We start from the raw sequence: 13,687 nt of genomic DNA, 5'->3' as shown, positions 1-13,687 counted from the left end.
TATAGTCTCCTTTAACATGATGATGGTATGCGATAAATATTGTTTACTTCTGTTAGCATTTTAGAGAAAGTGAAGTTTTGTAAATAATATTCGCGTCCGCATTCTGCCAAGGAATGATATAGCTTTTCATCTTGTAATAATCTTGCTAGTGCAGTTGCTAATTGTTCTTCATCTCCATATGGAATAGAGATACCCGATTGATTTGGAACAATAACTTCAGGTAACCCACCAATATTTGTCGCAATCACGGGTTTTTTCATGGCAATTGCCTCAATTGCAACGTAGGATAATCCTTCATTTTTTGACGGAATTACGATTATATCATGTGCTTCGTATTCTTTTATAATGTTATCTTGAAAACCTAATAAAGAAACGGAATCATCTAATTGTAACGTCGTGATTAAGTTTTCTAATTGACTTTTTAGTGGCCCGTCTCCAATAATATTACATTGCCATTGTAAAGACGGATATTGTGTTTTTAACTTGTGTAAGCTTCTTATAAAAAAAGGTTGCCCCTTTTCCTCGCTTAACCTTCCAATTACAGCGATTTTCATCGGTTTATGAAGAGCTGGTAATGCATTTGAATAAGGGTCTTCTAAACCATTGTAAATCATTTTTAATTTATCCTTTTGAACCCCTTTTTCAAGAAGCTGTTGTTTCATAAACTGTGAAATACAAATAATCGTGTCATTGTAACGAGTAAAAAAAGCATTGCACCATCTTAAAGGACGTGCCATTGGAACATCCACATGATATGTCCAGATGACACGTATGGATGCTCCTAATAGTTTTGCTAAAATTGCAATATAGTTCTCACGTAAAAATTGTGCGTGAACTATATCTACTTGTTCTTTTGCGATTATTTTTTTTAGTTTTCTTGCAGCTTGTATATCAAAAGGATGGTGCATTTCTATACGATATATGGGTATGTTTAATTTCTCAAACTTATGTAAGAAAGGGCCAGGAGTAGAATATACAAGAACACAACGTTTTGGATCAATAGATTGAATTAAATCGAGGACATATTTTTCCGACCCACCATCCCCGACATAATTCAAAAGGTACATAATTTTATTCATTTATATCCTTCCTTTTACCTAAAAATAGCGATAGCAATTGTTGTAGCTCCTTTACTCTTAACATGTAAGTAATAAGTAAGTAAATGATAGCACCGACTGTTATTGCTAATAAGATAAGTAATTTTGTATCATGTGAGAAATGAAGCAGTAGTTTGGAAGCATACAAACTTACAAAAGATGCAACGGTACATTTCAATAAAAAGCGAGTGTAGTGCAAATTTATCTGTTCTTTCTCTTTCATATACTTTTGTAACATCCATAATAACAGAAATACTGTACTTACTGATGCAATAGAGGTTGAAAGTGCAGCACCTGCTAAACCAATATAATGAACGAGTACGATACATAATATAACATTTACAACCATAGAAACGATAGATACGTACATAATATAACGATTCAGTTTTAGTGAAAACAATAAGCGATCAAGTAAATCTTTTAAAGGTTGCATAAGAGCAGCGACTGCATAAAATTGTAGTGCGGTTGCTGTTAGCTCAATAGAATCTTTTCCGAATGCACCGTAGTTATAAATCACTTTTACAATTTCTTCAGTAAAGAATGTAAAATAAATACAGACTGGGATAAATAAAAATAACAGTACTTTAATATTCGTTTCAATGAGCTGAATGAATGGCTTCCAATTCTCCTGGTTTACATATTCAACGAATTTTGGGTACATGACAGTTAAGACAGGAGCAGCAATTAATCCAAGTGGAATAAAATATAACTTTTGAGAATAATTAAGAGCTGCAATAGACCCTTCTTCCAGTCCGGAAACCAACGTTCGATCTACGAGTAAATTAATTTGAATAGACACACTTGTAATAAATGCAGGGATACTTAAGGCCATCATCCTTTTTAAAGAAGGATCTTTCCAATCAATTAAAAATTTATAATGGTATCCCTCGCGTCTAGAAGCAACGTAGACAAGTATAGTTTGTACAATATTTCCAAGTATAACACCTAATGCAAGTGCATAAATTCCAATCCATTGTACGAGCAAAACAAAGATAAGTAGTGTAATCCCATTTAACACAATCCATTGTATACTTGTAATTCGAAATTTATGTAAACTGTTTAAATAAGCATTGAAGATATCAATAAAAAATGTACAAAATACAGTTGGAAAAATAATTTGCAGCAAATAGGCTGACAATACTGCTGTTTGCTCGGGTAAACCATGTGCAAACATTTTAATAAAAAAATGTGGTTGCAGTTCAATGAGCAAAAGCGGAATAAAGAAAATGAGTAAAATAATATTTAAAAAGTTATTCATAAATCGATATGCTTTAAGAGGATCTTTGCCTTTTAGTTCCATGAAAATAGGAATGAATGAGAAGGCAAAAGCGCCTGTGATACCAGTGAATACAATTGTTGGTATATTTAAAGCAACCACATATGCATCTACAGCATAGTTTGTACCGAAATAAGCTCCAAGTGTAACTTCTTTTGCAAATCCAAGTAGTTTGCCTAAAGCTGTCCCAAGTGTGAAAAATAATGTTACGATGAGAAATCTTTTTGCCTTGTCTTGCGAGGCTGTTCCTACCATTTATAATCAATTCCTTATGCAATTTTAATTCTTTTCAAGCATAATTTATTTATATGTAAAAATCAAATTTATATCAGTGCAATCAAGGATGTTTCTAAAAGAAAAGGATATCATCGATTTCGATGATATCCTTTTTGTGTCTTATTTTCTAAATTTATGATTTACTTCAAATGGTTTAAGGGTCAACGTATTCTATTTTGGAGAGAAACTAGAATTGCGTTGATATACAGAGTTATGAACCGCATAGTATATACGAGGTGCAATGATAGCACCGATAATTGTAAAGATGATATCTTTAACAGCAAACCACATCATAATCGTCCAAGCCGCTTTGTAACTCATATTTCCGCCCATCCAGAGGTTTACAGCCGCATACATATAAGTTGTACCAATGATATAAGTTAAGATAATTCCAGTGGCAGATGCGATTGCAAATGTCCCAAGTTGTGGTTTTTCTCTTTGTTCTACTAGTTTTCCTGTTACATAAGCAACAATAATGAATGCGATAATAAAACCACCGGTAGGATCTAACAGTGCGCCAAATCCAGCTTGGAATTTAGCGAAAATTGGTGCTCCTGCAACCCCAATAAGCATATAAACAGTCATAGATAAGGCCCCAAGTCTGCTTCCGAGAAGAAGACCCGCTAAAATTGCGAAGAATGGTTGCATCGAAAGGGGAACACCAGCCACTTGTAAAAACGGTGCCCATGATACGATATTCGCACCAATTGCCATAAGCGCAACAAACATAGCTGCTAGTGATAAATCCAAAACGCGTAATTGCTTCAAAATGTTAACCTCCTGTTGATGTTCAGTTAACATTATCGTAGCTAATGCGTTTATCTATTGTCAATCAAAATGTTTTGATAAGTAGGCTTCAATGAATCCCTTAGTAATGTGTATGGAATACGAAATTGCGGAATTCCACTTGAATAAGGTGCGATTTCATATAAAGAGAAATAAATGACAAGGTTATCTGGTTCTAAAAAGTAGTTGAATTTCTTTGTACTCATCACTTTGTCAGCAGCATCTGGAAAATAAATACTTTCATTTTGTTTAATTTGTCTAACGATTTCTGTACGAATAATATCTTTATAGTGACTGTCTTTTTGAAATAAATCAGCTAGACTGAGTATCTTCTTTTCTTTTAAATCAAACGTATTTGCTTTCCACGTATATAAACCATGGGCACCGCCTGTATATTGGTAATAGTTTATGTATAAGCTTAATAAAGGAGAATTTTGCAATGTCACTTTATAATCGACATTTGCAACATATGGATGAAAAGGTGCATTGGATTCCTGAGCCTCTTTATAATATTTTTTTGCTTCTTTTGCTAAAGTTGTTTTAAAGCGATCTGTTGTTGTTTTGTAGTATGTATTCAATTTGCTCTGAAATTTTTCATCGTAAAAGTTACTAAAATAAGGTCTGCTAATTTGATACTCTAAGTAAGGCTTCTTACCTTTTTGCGTGACAGTCTTTATATCGATTGTCAAGTTAGAAGGGTGGGCTGCTTTCGTACAATTTGGTACAATAATGAGCAAGGAGACTAAGAGTAATAGAATACAGAATTTGTTTTTCATGTAGATGGAACCTCCTTAGATAAATATTATGGATAGTTTGAAAATAAATGGGAAAAATTATACATTTTTAAACAAGGAAAAGGGAGAAATAGTATGCCGAAAACATTAATGGATGCACTTGGGATTGAGCTGTTAGAAATGACAGAAGAGAAAGTGGTAGCAACTATGCCAGTAGATGGACGCACACATCAACCGTTGGGCTTTTTGCACGGTGGTGCATCAGTTGCATTAGCAGAAACTGTAGCGAGCGTAGGAGCGTATAATTTAATTGATCAAGAAAAGTGTATTTGTTTTGGACTTGAAATTAATGCGAATCATATTCGCTCGAAACGTGATGGAATCGTAACAGCAATCGGTACGCCGATCCATAAAGGAGAAACAACAATGGTTTGGGATGTACGAATTATTGATGAAAATGATGACCTGCTTTGTATTTCAAGATGTACAGTTGCTATTAAAGAAAAAAGATAGCGAATAGACGAATTGATCGTCATACAATTAGAAGCGTCCCCTATTAAAAGAGAACGCTTCTAAATTAAAATGAGAGGAACTTCTTTAGGGTGGTGTATGAAGTAAGAAGGCTGTCCTTCCTACTTCATACATCACTATGGGATGGTTCCTTTTGCTTTTCTGAAATGCTCTCTTTGTATAACCTGCTTATTCTCAGTATGGGACCATTGTTTTAACTCATTTATTTTTTTGAGTGGAATATCCTCCATTTATTGGAGAAAAGATGTACGACAATGTCTTGTAGTTCATTGGATAGAGAGTTAAAAAAGAGAACGAGTTTCCAAAATGAAAAAAACGTAAAAATAATAAAATCTAATTTTGTTAAGGTAAATCTAAAAAAACGATAATAAATTAGATATAAAAAACATTTTTCTATGCGTCTAAGTTGTAGAAAATTTTATGAAAGACCTTCCGTAAAAGCCCCTTTATTTATCCCTTATTAACATACAGCAAAACTCCTACCACTTCTATCAGTGGTAGGAGTTTTGCTGTATGGCATAGTAAACACTCTAAAAAATAAGAAACTGAATAGGAAAAATCCAATCCAGTTTCTTATTTAACAGTGTCAGTATTAAAACTGAATTTTCTTCTCTAAGAAGCTTTTCAATTCGCTAATTGGCATACGAACTTGCTCCATTGTGTCACGGTCACGTACTGTAACAGCTTTGTCTTCAACAGAGTCGAAGTCATATGTGATACAGAATGGTGTACCGATTTCGTCTTGGCGACGGTAACGTTTACCGATAGAACCAGTTTCATCAAAGTCTACCACGAAGTCTTTTGCTAGTTCTGCGAACACTTCTCCAGCGCCTTCAGATAGCTTTTTAGATAGCGGTAAGATCGCTGCTTTGTATGGTGCTAAAGCAGGATGGAAACGAAGAACTGTACGAGAGTCGTTTTCTAGTTGCTCTTCTTCGTATGCATCACATAAGAATGCTAATGTTACGCGGTCTGCGCCAAGAGATGGCTCGATGCAGTATGGTACGTAACGTTCATTCGTTTGTGGATCGATATAGTTAAAGTCTTCGTTAGAGTGTTCCATGTGACGTTTTAAGTCGAAGTCTGTACGAGATGCAACGCCCCAAAGTTCGCCCCAACCGAATGGGAATTTGAATTCAATATCAGTTGTTGCATTACTGTAGTGCGATAATTCTTCTTCACCGTGGTCACGAAGACGCATGCTTTCTTCGTTCATACCAAGTGATAGTAACCAGTTTTTACAAGTGTTACGCCAGAATGTGAACCATTCTAGTTCTTCACCTGGTTTACAGAAGAATTCAAGTTCCATTTGTTCGAATTCACGCGTACGGAATGTGAAGTTACCAGGCGTGATTTCGTTACGGAAACTTTTACCGATTTGACCAATACCAAATGGAAGTTTTTTACGCATAGAGCGTTGTACGTTTTTGAAGTTTACGAAAATACCTTGTGCTGTTTCAGGACGAAGGAAGATTTCGTTTGTACTAGATTCAGTAACGCCTTGGAATGTTTTAAACATTAAGTTAAACTGACGGATTTCTGTGAAGTCTTGATTGCCGCAATCTGGGCATTTTACTTCATGTTCTTTCATTAAGTCAGCCATTTGATCGAAAGTAAGACCATCAACGATCATTTCGATACCTTTTGCATCTAAAGCATCTTCAATTAATTTATCAGCACGGTGACGCGCTTTACATTTTTTACAGTCGATCATTGGATCGTTAAAGTTACCAACATGACCAGAAGCTATCCAAGTTTTTGGGTTCATTAAAATTGCTGCATCTAAGCCAACGTTGTATGGAGATTCTTGAATGAACTTTTTCCACCAAGCTTTTTTCACATTATTTTTTAATTCGATACCAAGTGGACCGTAATCCCAAGTATTTGCAAGGCCACCATAAATTTCAGAACCAGGGAAAACAAAACCGCGATGTTTCGCTAAGTTTACAACTTGTTCCATTGAATACATAATAAAATCCTCCTTTTAAAAGTTAACGTATTGGCGATGACAGGGTGTACTTGTTGGATAGCAATTTCGTGAGCACGCCGCTTGCGCTTTTAAATACAAAAAAGCTCGTCTCTAGGCATTTTTGCCTAGGGACGAGCTTGTATATACCCGCGGTTCCACCCTAGTTGATGTGCGTATAAACGCACATCCACTTTATCACGTATTGCTCAAGACTGCCGTTTCCTCGCTTTTTCAGGCTTTCACTATCCCTGAATCGCTTTTTGTGCAAGTACTTATAAGTCCGTCATCGCTACTATATTTAATAATAATGACCATATTCTATCATGTTCCTTTTTAAATCACAATAGAGGAAGAAGCCTTTCTTTTTAGATGGACGAGAGTATCCGTCGATGGATAGAGGCGGAAAGTGCTTTTTTCGCCTCATGCCAAGTGAAAACAAAGGGAGGAAATGAGAGTATCACTTCTTTTGTTTTCATGGCAGGGACTTAAATCGATATATATGATAGAGTTTCGCCTGTTTTATTATTCTTTATTCGGAAACGATGCTCATAGTAGAGCGAATATGTTTAATTGCTTCACGTTTGCTTAAAGGAGCAAGTTCATTGTTTTGAACGTATTCCCATACAGCATTTGGGCTTGTTTTCGCATATTCACGAAGTACCCAGCCAATTGCCTTTTGGATAAAAAATTCTTTTGAAGATTTGAGTTGTCCAATGATTGAGAAGAGAAGTTTTTCATCCATTTGCTCTTTATATTTCAGCTGAAATAAGATTGCAGAGCGTTGTAACCATATATTTTCTGAAGCAATCCATCTTGGAATATAGGTAGGAATAGCTTCTGGATGTTTCAAGAAAATACTTCCTAGGAATGTTGGGACAATGCCATCAACGGAATCCCACCATGACTTCGTTGTAATAAGCTCCTCTAAGAATGGAATATGAGTTTCATCGAGATGCCTGTTGTATTTTTGTAATAGATCGAGTGCGGCAGCTTGAAATTCGCGTTCGGGCAAAGTCCAAAGTTCACGGATGACGAGTTGAAATTCCTCGTTGCTTGGGAGCTTATGCACTTGTATGACTTCACGTAGTAGCTTTCTTCTTTCCGGTGTTTGAATACCGAAAAACGAGAAGTGGTTTTTCATATAACGAGCCATGGGTTCTGCTTTTTCCGGATTTTGATGTGCAATAAATTGTTGCTGTAATGCTTCTACAAATGGGTGCATAAAACTGTTCTCCTTTCAGGTTTCTCTTTCATATTATATAAAGAAGTGATACGAAAGTGGTATAAGAAATATGGTAAGAATAGAAAGGAGAGAGAGCGATGGAGGATCAAAGTATATTAGCAGGTTTTTTTGCTCTTAGTTTTACTTTCATTTTGATTATTGTAATTTGGGGTATCATTGCGTATGTATTAACGGCATTTTCACTTTATACAATGGCAAAAAATGATGGTGCTGAGGATGGGGTTCTTGCTTTTATTCCATTTTTAAATAGTAAAGTTTGGGGAGACTTGGCAAAGGAGAAATTACCTAGTTTTTTGAAAGAAGAGGCAGGATGGAAAATATTCGGAATATATGTTTTGTGTTTTATTTTGAGCTTTGTTCCGATTTTAAATGTGCTAGCAACAGGGGTATCACTTGTTCTGTCGATTTATTTGATATATGCCATTTTAGAGCGATATGGAACGAACGCAGTTTTATTTACAATTATTCATGTGATAACATGTTCTATTTTTCTTCCGATTCACTTGTTTTTGATTCGAAATGAGCCGACGAAATATTAGGGTTTACTGGGGATAATCGTGTTGAGTATTGTTGGAAGATCGATATATGGGAAGAAAGAATTGGTATATTATAAAAATGAAAGGCTATCGCTGCGTGCGATAGCCTTTTATCTTTAAACGAGCCACTTTTGCTTTTTAATGAATCTAGCTCCAGTAGCAAGAATGTTCGGTGGCTTCGCTTCTTCCGCCGAGGCAAAGAGCGCCTCAATGTCAGAAGCTCCATCCCCCTCACATTCTGAACGAGCCACTGTCGCTTTTTATGACTACATTAAGTAACGCAGATAAATGTAGATATGAGAAATGATAAGTGACACAATCATAATTGGAAAACCGAATTTTAGGAACTCCATGTAGCTAAATCGGTGTCCTTCACGGCTTGCGATTCCTGCTACGATTACGTTAGCAGAAGCACCGATTAATGTACCGTTTCCGCCTAGACAAGCTCCGAGTGCCAATGACCACCATAGTACATCGATTTGCACATCGGAAGGTGATAGGCCAAGACCGACTGCCATATCGTTAATGAGTGGAATCATTGTTGCAACGAACGGAATGTTATCAATTGTTGCGGATGCAATACCGGATACCCATAAAATAAGGATAGATGCGTAGGAGATATCGCCACCTGTTAAACCAATTACTTTTTGTGCTAATGTTTTGATGAGTCCAATATCAATAAGTCCACCAACGAGTACGAATAGACCAGCAAAGAAGAAAATTGTAACCCACTCTACGTGAGCGAATATGTCTTCAATTTCATGCTCTTTTACACCGATTAGCATAAGTACAGTAGCACCCGTTAATGCAATTACTGCTGCATCAATGTGGAAAATAGAATGAGTCATGAACCCTAGAATTGTAAGACCAAGTACTGTCAAAGATTTTTTCATTAACACAGCATCTTTAATGTATTTCTTTTCATCTAAACTCATTAATTTTTTTATTTGTACAGGATCAGCAATTAGCTGCTTGCGATACATAAAGTAAATCATTGTAGCGGTAACAGCAATAATGATAATTACGATTGGAGCTAAGTTAAATAAGAAAGCATTAAAATCTAGATGTTTATTCGCAGAACCAATCATAATGTTTGGTGGGTCACCAATTAATGTCGCGGTCCCTCCAATATTTGAAAAAATAATTTCGGAAAGTAAATATGGGACAGGATTTACTTGTAAAATACGCGTAATAGATAAAGTAACTGGAACAACAAGAAGTACAGTTGTTACGTTATCTAGAAATGCGGAGCCAAGCGCGGTAAGCAAAGAAAGAGAAATTAAGATTTTAATTGGATTTCCTTGTGCTTGTTTAGCGGCTTTAATTGCGACATATTGGAATACACCTGATTTACTCGTAATGTTTACTAAAATCATCATGCCAATCAGTAGTGTGATAGTTCCCCACTCAATATGTTTTGTAAAAGCAGTGTGCAGGTCAACGACTCCAAAGATCACCATAAGTGCAGCACCGAGAAGTGCGATAACAGCACGGTTAAGTTTTTCTGAAATAATAATGGCATATGTAATTAGAAAGACTGCGATTGCAAAGTAATATTGCCAGTTTGCAATTTCTTGCGTTGTTTCGTGCAAAAATTCCATCTCCTTTCGGGTAACTTTTCTTAGTGTGTCATAAATGTATGGAACAAACACACTTAAAGCCATTATAAAGTAGAAAAATGTCGGATGTAAATGGAAGGGTTTGCTTTGTCCTATTTTCTGTTTCGGTTAATTTTTCTTGTTTTTGAAAATATTTGCGGTTATTTGACATATACATAAGATACATCCAAATCTGAATGTATCTTATGGAATAGCATTCGAGCCTGTTCGTGTAGGAGGATAAAGTAGATAGAATGATAAGGAAGGGATTGTATGGGTGAACAACAATTTTTGTTTTTAGATTTTGAGTTCACAATGCCACAAAATAGGAAAAAACCAAAGGGTTTTTTTCCAGAGATTATTGAGGTAGGACTCGTATCGGTTGTTGATTGTATAGTGGAAAATACGTATTCATCTTATGTAAGACCAGAAGCTTTTCCAAGTTTAACAGATCGGTGTAAAAAATTTTTAGGAATTAATCAAGAAGCAGTAGACAGAGGGATTTCCTTTTTGGAACTTGTCGAGAAGCTTGTGCAATATGAAAAACGCTGTCAAACAACAATTGTAACGTGGGGCAATATGGATATGAAAGTACTGAAGCATAATTGTGAGGCTGTAGGTGTCGAGTTTCCTTTTTCAGGGCAGTGCAGAGACTTATCGCTCGAGTATAAACGTTTCTTTGGAGAGCGGAATCAAACTGGACTATGGAAAGCGATTGAAGCGTATGGGAAAGTAGGAACAGGGAAGCATCACTGTGCACTTGATGATGCGATGACGACCTATAATATTTTTAAGCTGGTTGAAAAGGACAAAGAATATTTAGTAAAACCATCTCCACCGACTTTAGGTGAGCTTATTGATTTTTCAAAGGTGTTAAAGAAAGTGAGTACACAATAGCGACCAAATTACAAACTGTGTAATTTGGTCGCTTTGTTTTTTTATAGCTTGTAATCTTGTTTTAATTGCTTTAGTACCTGCAAACTACGCTTTGCAAAAGGAGAGTCGTCTTCTTGAAATGCATTCACTTGTGAGTCTAATGCTATTTTCAGAGATTCTTTATAATCCGGGATATTCCCTTCATATTTTTTTACCATTGGTTGCGGAATATTTGTTTGTTCGCGAAAAGCTAAAGCACGTCTTTCATGGAAAAATGGTACATCAGCTTGCTTTACATTATGTAAATCACCTTGCGTAGGATGTTTTAAAACAGCTAATACTCTCACAACGTAGCTTCCAGGACGGCTGTTTGTAATTTCACCGATATATTTTCCTGTTTTATAGATGCCAGTAACGATATCACCAATTTGGAATGTTTCGCTCATATTTTTCACCTCAATTTTATAGTAAGGAAAGAGTGGGATGGAGTCAAAGAAATCATCTGCCAGAGAATGATTTTGAGAAGTTAGGTGCGCGTGTGATTAGAGAGATGTTATAATTTGAAAAGATATAACAGAAAATTCTGATGAATAAAAAGGATGAAAGTGTACATCGTTTGCTTCGATGAATTCACAGATATAGATGTATTTTTGCTCAGGGATTTACTGAATAGAGTAAGAGTGTAGAAAAAACAAAGGAGTGTGATCTTTATGATGCCTTTATATTTTCCAGAAGATAAAACAGAATATATTATTCCAGGGATTGTTTGTGTTTTATTTATAGTCGGTGCAATTGCAACTTGGCGTATGTTTATTCGTGTATCGAAGAGAGAGGCAGAACGTTTGCAGAAAGTAGAACAAAAGTTGTTAGCGGAAAAGAAACACTAATTCGCTTTTGTATGTTTCCCTCTATGCTCGGACAATCTAAGGGCAGAATGTATTTTGGAGGGAATTGTGATGAAAAAGCAGCTTTTATTTGGGTTTTGTTTGCTGTTTCTTATGGCAGGTTGTGATAAAGGGAAACCGAAAGAAATAGATGTAAAGTTATATAATGCTTCTGGTGATAAAGTTGGAACCGCAAAGGTGGTTCAAAAAACAAATGGCGTGAAAATCTCCATTAAGGCAGAGGGATTTACGCCAGGAGCACATGGATTACATATTCATGACATTGGGGAATGTAAAGCACCTCGTTTTATATCAGCAGGTGATCATTTTAATCCAGATAAGAAAAAGAAACATGGACTTATGAATCCAAAGGGAGCAGAGAATGGCGATTTGCCGAATGTAATTGCTGATGATAAAGGTACGATTAAGGCGGATATTGAAGCACCTAATATATCGCTTGAAGAAGGGAAAACGACGCTTCATCGAAAAGATGGGGCAACGATTATTATTACTGAAAACGCAGATGATGGTATGACACAACCTGCTGGAAATTCAGGGAACCGAATTGCTTGTGGGGTTATTGTAGAAAAAGCATCAGCCGCTAAGAAAAAGTAGAAGCTACCTTTTGAAAGGATAGCTTCTTTCAGTTAACTATGAAAATGTATACTGGAGTCTGTGCAGTATCTCTTCAAGTTGTCTTCTTGGACATCCGATGTTAATACGAATATATTGTTCTCCGCCTGTTCCGTATTTTTCACCAGGTTCAACGATGATCTTCCCTTTTTCTTCAAGTTGTTTTGTTCTTTCTTTTTCAGACAAATCAAGGCGAGAACAGTCAACCCATAGTAAAAAAGTACCTTCTGATTGAATGATAGAAAGTATAGGAATATGCTGCTTGATAAATTCACGAGCGAACCGGGCATTTTCTTCTATATATAAACGGATGTCTGCTAACCATTCGTTGCATTCTGTATAGGCACTTTGCATTGCTACATAAGCCAATGTATTTAACCCATGAAAACCTTGGCGGTATTGTACAGATGTAAAGGCATCGCGAAGGTTTTTGTCAGGAATAATAATAATAGATGCCTGCAGTCCTGCAATGTTGAACGTTTTGCTTGGTGCCATGCAAGTGATTGTACGTGCCGCTAATGATTCAGATAAGGAAGCAAATGGTGTATGGGTATGATTTGAGAAAATAATGTCTGCATGGATTTCATCCGTGACAACGGTTACATTATGTTGTTCACATAATGCTCCAAGTTTTGTAAGTTCTTCCTTTGTCCAAACGCGACCGACAGGGTTGTGTGGACTACAAAGGAGCATAAGTTTCACACCCTGTTTGAATTGTGATTCCAAATGTTCAAAATCCATTGTGTATACGCCGTCCTGCAAGAGTAATGGACTTTCGCATACAAGACGGTTATTTTTTGTGACCATATCAAAGAATGGAGGATAAATCGGTGGTTGCACCAGTACGGCATCATTTTCAGTTGTGAAAGCTTGTACACTAGTGCTGAGAGCAGGGACGATTCCTGAACTAAATACAATCCATTCTTTTTTTATATCCCAATTGTATTGACTTTTTGCCCACTGACAAATCGTATCTGTGATTTCTTCTGGTGGCATTGTATAACCGAAAATAGGATGTTCAAGGCGTTTTTTCATTGCAGATTGAATTGGCTTTGGAATAGGAAAATCCATATCTGCAATCCATGCATGTAACAGTTCTTCATTCTTATATGTATCCCACTTTACGCTATGAGTTCCCCGGCGATTTACAGTTTTATGAAATTGCTGCATATTATTTGCCTCCCTTTACTTGAATCGATGGTTTTGTGAAAGTTCCTCACTTCTTCTAGCATAGCTGATATGATACGA

At 36.2% G+C, this 13,687-nt stretch carries 13 protein-coding genes and 2 pseudogenes; 6 read left to right on the top strand and 9 right to left on the bottom strand.

Annotated elements, in window-relative coordinates:
• Positions 1-11 precede the first annotated feature (11 nt).
• The 4 genes from QRY57_RS24205 to QRY57_RS24190 form a co-directional block, all read right to left on the bottom strand.
• Positions 12-1,079, bottom strand: coding sequence for a glycosyltransferase (locus QRY57_RS24205; RefSeq protein WP_026594242.1), 1,068 nt, complete (start codon positions 1,077-1,079; stop codon positions 12-14).
• A complete protein-coding gene (murJ, locus tag QRY57_RS24200; RefSeq protein WP_090693873.1) occupies positions 1,072-2,628 on the bottom strand; it encodes a murein biosynthesis integral membrane protein MurJ in 1,557 nt (518 codons plus the stop codon). The genes QRY57_RS24205 and murJ overlap by 8 nt, the downstream gene beginning before the upstream one ends.
• Before the next feature lie 192 nt (positions 2,629-2,820).
• A complete protein-coding gene (locus tag QRY57_RS24195) occupies positions 2,821-3,417 on the bottom strand; it encodes a biotin transporter BioY (RefSeq protein WP_090693871.1) in 597 nt (198 codons plus the stop codon).
• Between the two features lie 50 nt (positions 3,418-3,467).
• A complete protein-coding gene (locus QRY57_RS24190) occupies positions 3,468-4,211 on the bottom strand; it encodes a DUF3298 and DUF4163 domain-containing protein (protein WP_286016310.1) in 744 nt (247 codons plus the stop codon).
• 93 nt (positions 4,212-4,304) lie between these two features.
• On the opposite strand from QRY57_RS24190, the gene QRY57_RS24185 reads away from it, so the two are divergent.
• Entirely contained in the window at positions 4,305-4,682 is a 378-nt protein-coding gene (locus QRY57_RS24185; RefSeq protein WP_090693865.1) for a hotdog fold thioesterase, read from the top strand.
• 610 nt (positions 4,683-5,292) lie between these two features.
• On the opposite strand, the gene QRY57_RS24180 is transcribed toward QRY57_RS24185, so the two are convergent.
• Together QRY57_RS24180 and QRY57_RS24175 are read right to left on the bottom strand one after the other, a co-directional pair.
• Positions 5,293-6,669 carry a glycine--tRNA ligase gene (locus QRY57_RS24180; RefSeq protein WP_090693861.1) on the bottom strand — a complete coding sequence of 459 codons (1,377 nt, stop codon included), beginning with the start codon at positions 6,667-6,669 and terminating at the stop codon, positions 5,293-5,295.
• Positions 6,670-7,154: 485 nt separating this feature from the next.
• A pseudogene (locus tag QRY57_RS24175) lies at positions 7,155-7,891 on the bottom strand (DNA alkylation repair protein).
• Between the two features lie 98 nt (positions 7,892-7,989).
• On the opposite strand from QRY57_RS24175, the gene QRY57_RS24170 reads away from it, so the two are divergent.
• Positions 7,990-8,451 carry a hypothetical protein gene (locus QRY57_RS24170; protein WP_286016308.1) on the top strand — a complete coding sequence of 154 codons (462 nt, stop codon included), beginning with the start codon at positions 7,990-7,992 and terminating at the stop codon, positions 8,449-8,451.
• Between the two features lie 263 nt (positions 8,452-8,714).
• Here the strand turns inward: QRY57_RS24170 and QRY57_RS24165 are convergent, their stop codons facing one another.
• Positions 8,715-10,040, bottom strand: coding sequence for an ArsB/NhaD family transporter (locus QRY57_RS24165; protein WP_026594252.1), 1,326 nt, complete (start codon positions 10,038-10,040; stop codon positions 8,715-8,717).
• Positions 10,041-10,319: 279 nt separating this feature from the next.
• Here QRY57_RS24165 and kapD point away from each other — a divergent pair, with 279 nt between their 5' ends.
• Positions 10,320-10,943, top strand: coding sequence for a 3'-5' exonuclease KapD (kapD, locus tag QRY57_RS24160; protein WP_026594253.1), 624 nt, complete (start codon positions 10,320-10,322; stop codon positions 10,941-10,943).
• A gap of 41 nt (positions 10,944-10,984) precedes the next feature.
• On the opposite strand, the gene kapB is transcribed toward kapD, so the two are convergent.
• Positions 10,985-11,368 (bottom strand): kinase-associated lipoprotein KapB, encoded by a 384-nt coding sequence (gene kapB, locus QRY57_RS24155; RefSeq protein WP_026594254.1) that lies wholly within the window; start codon positions 11,366-11,368, stop codon positions 10,985-10,987.
• A 153-nt stretch (positions 11,369-11,521) separates the two neighbouring features.
• On the opposite strand from kapB, the pseudogene QRY57_RS24150 reads away from it, so the two are divergent.
• The 3 genes and pseudogenes from QRY57_RS24150 to QRY57_RS24140 form a co-directional block, all read left to right on the top strand.
• A pseudogene (locus tag QRY57_RS24150) lies at positions 11,522-11,605 on the top strand (DJ-1/PfpI family protein); the annotation flags it as partial.
• 27 nt (positions 11,606-11,632) lie between these two features.
• On the top strand, positions 11,633-11,809 hold the full coding sequence (locus QRY57_RS24145) for a hypothetical protein (protein ID WP_170833691.1): 177 nt from the start codon (positions 11,633-11,635) through the stop codon (positions 11,807-11,809).
• A 69-nt stretch (positions 11,810-11,878) separates the two neighbouring features.
• Positions 11,879-12,421 (top strand): superoxide dismutase family protein, encoded by a 543-nt coding sequence (locus tag QRY57_RS24140; RefSeq protein WP_286016307.1) that lies wholly within the window; start codon positions 11,879-11,881, stop codon positions 12,419-12,421.
• 36 nt (positions 12,422-12,457) lie between these two features.
• On the opposite strand, the gene QRY57_RS24135 is transcribed toward QRY57_RS24140, so the two are convergent.
• Entirely contained in the window at positions 12,458-13,609 is a 1,152-nt protein-coding gene (locus tag QRY57_RS24135) for a MalY/PatB family protein (protein WP_286016306.1), read from the bottom strand.
• Between the last annotated feature and the right edge of the window lie 78 nt (positions 13,610-13,687).

Source organism: Bacillus arachidis (genome assembly GCF_030285945.1).
Lineage (GTDB): Bacteria > Bacillota > Bacilli > Bacillales > Bacillaceae_G > Bacillus_A > Bacillus_A arachidis.
This window is presented reverse-complemented; position numbering and strand designations above follow the sequence as displayed.

What these genes read in the sequence shown, in the direction of transcription:
- QRY57_RS24205 (WP_026594242.1), bottom strand. Translation starts at nt 1,079, where the DNA reads ATGAATAAAATTATGTACCTTTTGAATTATGTCGGGGATGGTGGGTCG.
- murJ (WP_090693873.1), bottom strand. Translation starts at nt 2,628, where the DNA reads ATGGTAGGAACAGCCTCGCAAGACAAGGCAAAAAGATTTCTCATCGTA.
- QRY57_RS24190 (WP_286016310.1), bottom strand. Translation starts at nt 4,211, where the DNA reads ATGAAAAACAAATTCTGTATTCTATTACTCTTAGTCTCCTTGCTCATT.
- QRY57_RS24185 (WP_090693865.1), top strand. Translation starts at nt 4,305, where the DNA reads ATGCCGAAAACATTAATGGATGCACTTGGGATTGAGCTGTTAGAAATG.
- QRY57_RS24180 (WP_090693861.1), bottom strand. Translation starts at nt 6,669, where the DNA reads ATGTATTCAATGGAACAAGTTGTAAACTTAGCGAAACATCGCGGTTTT.
- QRY57_RS24170 (WP_286016308.1), top strand. Translation starts at nt 7,990, where the DNA reads ATGGAGGATCAAAGTATATTAGCAGGTTTTTTTGCTCTTAGTTTTACT.
- kapD (WP_026594253.1), top strand. Translation starts at nt 10,320, where the DNA reads ATGGGTGAACAACAATTTTTGTTTTTAGATTTTGAGTTCACAATGCCA.
- kapB (WP_026594254.1), bottom strand. Translation starts at nt 11,368, where the DNA reads ATGAGCGAAACATTCCAAATTGGTGATATCGTTACTGGCATCTATAAA.
- QRY57_RS24145 (WP_170833691.1), top strand. Translation starts at nt 11,633, where the DNA reads ATGATGCCTTTATATTTTCCAGAAGATAAAACAGAATATATTATTCCA.
- QRY57_RS24140 (WP_286016307.1), top strand. Translation starts at nt 11,879, where the DNA reads ATGAAAAAGCAGCTTTTATTTGGGTTTTGTTTGCTGTTTCTTATGGCA.
- QRY57_RS24135 (WP_286016306.1), bottom strand. Translation starts at nt 13,609, where the DNA reads ATGCAGCAATTTCATAAAACTGTAAATCGCCGGGGAACTCATAGCGTA.